The sequence below is a fragment of the Methylocaldum sp. genome (assembly GCF_035627495.1).
GTDB lineage: Bacteria > Pseudomonadota > Gammaproteobacteria > Methylococcales > Methylococcaceae > Methylocaldum.
In genome coordinates this window covers 1-3103 of sequence record NZ_DASPLO010000184.1, presented here as the reverse complement: position 1 = coordinate 3103, position 3103 = coordinate 1, and the positions used below count along the sequence as shown (strand labels likewise).

At 52.9% G+C, this 3103-nt stretch carries 4 protein-coding genes and 1 pseudogene; 4 read left to right on the top strand and 1 reads right to left on the bottom strand.

The window, feature by feature from the left end; all coding sequences use genetic code 11:
• The 4 genes from VEB01_RS17035 to VEB01_RS17020 all read left to right on the top strand — a co-directional run.
• Positions 1 to 928: SulP family inorganic anion transporter (locus VEB01_RS17035; RefSeq protein WP_324877506.1), on the top strand; the 928-nt coding region annotated here is incomplete at its 5' end.
• Entirely contained in the window at positions 900 to 1562 is a 663-nt protein-coding gene (locus VEB01_RS17030; protein WP_324877505.1) for a carbonic anhydrase, read from the top strand. The genes VEB01_RS17035 and VEB01_RS17030, both read left to right, overlap by 29 nt.
• An 18-nt stretch (positions 1563 to 1580) precedes the next feature.
• Positions 1581 to 2174 (top strand): peptidylprolyl isomerase, encoded by a 594-nt coding sequence (locus VEB01_RS17025; RefSeq protein ID WP_414675506.1) that lies wholly within the window; start codon positions 1581 to 1583, stop codon positions 2172 to 2174.
• Positions 2175 to 2191: 17 nt separating this feature from the next.
• On the top strand, positions 2192 to 2920 hold the full coding sequence (locus VEB01_RS17020) for a UDP-2,3-diacylglucosamine diphosphatase (RefSeq protein ID WP_324877504.1): 729 nt from the start codon (positions 2192 to 2194) through the stop codon (positions 2918 to 2920).
• Positions 2921 to 2971: 51 nt separating this feature from the next.
• On the opposite strand, the pseudogene VEB01_RS23245 reads toward VEB01_RS17020, so the two are convergent.
• Positions 2972 to 3103: pseudogene (locus VEB01_RS23245) on the bottom strand (IS701 family transposase); the annotation flags it as partial.

Genomic DNA, 3103 nt, shown 5'->3' with positions numbered 1-3103 from the left:
CCATCTGGTGAGCCTGCCGGAGATTCAAGGCGTGCAGGGCTTCTTCCAGCAGTTCACCTGGCCCGATTTCTCGCAATGGGCCAATCCCGACGTGTATACGGTGGCCGTGACGATCGCCATCATCGCGAGCTTGGAGACGCTCTTGAGCCTTGAAGCGGCGGACAAGATCGACCCCTTGAAACGGGTGGCCCCGACCAATCGCGAATTGAAAGCCCAAGGCCTCGGCAACCTGATCAGCGGGCTCATTGGCGGACTGCCCATGACGGCGGTGATCGTCCGCAGCTCCGCCAACGTGAACGCGGGCGGGCGCACCAAGATGGCCTGCTTCATCCACGGCATCATGCTGCTCTTGAGCGTGATGTTCATCGCCCGCTATTTGAACCTGATTCCTTTGGCCTGCCTGGCGGCGATCCTGCTCTTGACCGGGTACAAGCTGGCCAAGCCCACGCTGTTCAAGGAAATGTACGCCAAAGGCGCCAGTCAGATTATCCCGTTCGTGGTCACCATCGGGGCGATTCTGGCGACCGATCTGCTCAAGGGCATCGCCATTGGCATGGTCTGTGGGCTGTACTACGTCATCCGGACCAACTTCCAGGCCGCCATCACACTCACTCGAGATGGAAAAAACTATCTGCTTCGTCTGCACAAGGACGTCTCCTTCTTGAACAAAGCGCTCCTGAGAAAGTATCTCGACAGCGTCGAAGAGAACGGTTATGTCATTATCGATGCCAGCCGCGCGCAATTCATCGATCAGGATATCCTCGAAACAATTTTTGATTTTGTGGCAGCCGCACCGGATGACAACATCACGGTCGAGCTCAAAAATCTGAACGGCAGTTCCGGAGTCGCGACGCGACGCGCCTTTACCGCCGACGAACAATCACTAACCGGAGAAAACCATGAAACCGCTCGAAAGGCTGCTGCTTGAAAATAAAGCTTGGGCTCAGGAAAAGGCCGCTCACGACCCGGAATTTTTCGACAAACTGCGCCAGCCGAGAAATCCGGATTGTTTCTGGATCGGCTGCTCCGACAGCCGGATTCACGCCGATCAGGTAACACAGACCGAACCCGGTGAAATTTTCGTTCACCGGAATATAGCCAACCAAGTGGCGACCATGGATATGAATTTCCTGGCCGCGCTGGAGTATGCGGTCGATTTTCTGGAGGTTAAACACATCATCGTCTGCGGCCATTACGGCTGTGGCAGCATCAAAGCAGCCATGGGAAAGGCGCGTCCGGATCAATTGTTCATCAATAAATGGCTTAAGTACATCAAGGACATCTATCGGCTGCACCGCGAAAACATCGATGCAGAAAGCTCAGACGAAGCGCGCCATAATAAGTTGGTCGAACTCAACATCATCGAACAGGTTCATAACCTCGCGCAAACTTCGGTTATTCAGCGGGCTTGGCGAGCAGGCAGCCGCCCGGATCTGCGCGGCTGGGTTTATGGATTGCATGACGGTATCATTAAAGAAATTGCTTCTCTTAAGGCCGGCAGTCCTTTAGACCCGATTTATGAGCAAGACCTAGAATTTAGCACCGTGAAAAAACAACTCTGATAGCCGACACGACACATCATGCAACTTAGCAAGATTGTTTTTGTCTCCCTTTTAAGCTTGACCCTACCATCCATCGCAGCGGAGAAACCAAAAATGAATGAACCAGCCCCTCAAGTTAAGTTGGAGACCAATCTCGGGGACGTGATCCTAAAACTGGATTCGGCTAAAGCCCCCACCACGGTCGAGAACTTTTTGACTTATGTCAAAGAGGGGCATTACGACGGCACCATCTTCCACAGAGTGATACCGAACTTCATGGCGCAAGGCGGCGGTTACACCGAAGATTTCAAGCAAAAGCCCACCCACAAGTCCATCAAAAACGAAGCCGATAACGGACTCAAGAACAAACGCGGCACCATAGCCATGGCGCGTACCCCGGACCCTAACTCAGCTACATCTCAATTTTTCATTAATTTTGTAGACAATACGTTCTTGGATTACAAGAGTTCGACGCCCCAGGGTTGGGGCTACGCCGTATTCGGCGAGGTAACCGGAGGCCTGGATGTGGTAGATAAGATGGCGAAAATTCCAACAGGATCCGGCGGTCCCATGGCAACGGATGTACCACAAACACCCATCATCATCCAAAAAGCAACCGTGATCAGCGAATAGATTGCGGGGGCGACTTTTTGAAGAAGGAAACGCTGTTTATTTCCGATCTGCATCTCGGCAGCACGCGGCCGGAAATCACACAACGTTTCCTGCGGTTTCTTGAACACCGCATGCGCAGTGTCGAGCGTTTATATGTTCTTGGAGACCTCTTCGACGCTTACCTCGGAGACGACGACAATGCCTCCCCTAACCGGGAGGTCAAGTCCGCATTCAAGCAACTTACCGAGTCCGGCACCGAAGTGCACTTTCAGCACGGCAACCGGGATTTTCTCCTCGGGGGCAGGTTCGCTCGGGAAACCGGCGTAAATTTACTGGGCGACTATGAGGTCATTTATCTCTACGGCGTACCCACTTTGATTACCCATGGAGACCTCCTGTGTACCGACGATTTTCAGTACCAGAAGGCTCGCGAGCGGGTCCGTACCGAGGAATGGAAACAGGCGGCCTTATCCAAACCGCTTTGGCTGCGCCGCTTATATGCGCGTTGGTATCGCTTCAAAAGTAGTCTCGACAAACGGGGCAAGACTGCGGAAATCATGGACGTCAACCCTGCGACGGTAAAAGAAACGATGCTTCGTTATGGTGTGGACCGCTTAATCCACGGCCATACCCATCGTCCCGCGGTCCATGAGCTAGAAATCGAGAATAAACAATGCCGACGCTTCGTCTTACCCGAATGGGGAAAGAACGAAACGGTCTTATGCTGGAATCAGGAAGGCTTCCACACGGAAGTAATCGGATACTAAGAATCGCTTTCCTTCCCTGGAAAGACAGCAATCCGGTTTTACTCTCAGGACTTACGCAAGACGCATTTCTAGCGAAGGATTTTTAAGTTGTCGAATAAGGTAGTCATCCAGTAAGCCGTGCTTGAGTTGATAGACCGTTCGACCGGTTTGAGCCGCCAAGGACTTGAGCCGGACCCAGACCAG

What these genes read in the sequence shown, in the direction of transcription:
- VEB01_RS17025 (WP_414675506.1), top strand. Translation starts at nt 1,581, where the DNA reads ATGCAACTTAGCAAGATTGTTTTTGTCTCCCTTTTAAGCTTGACCCTA.
- VEB01_RS17030 (WP_324877505.1), top strand. Translation starts at nt 900, where the DNA reads ATGAAACCGCTCGAAAGGCTGCTGCTTGAAAATAAAGCTTGGGCTCAG.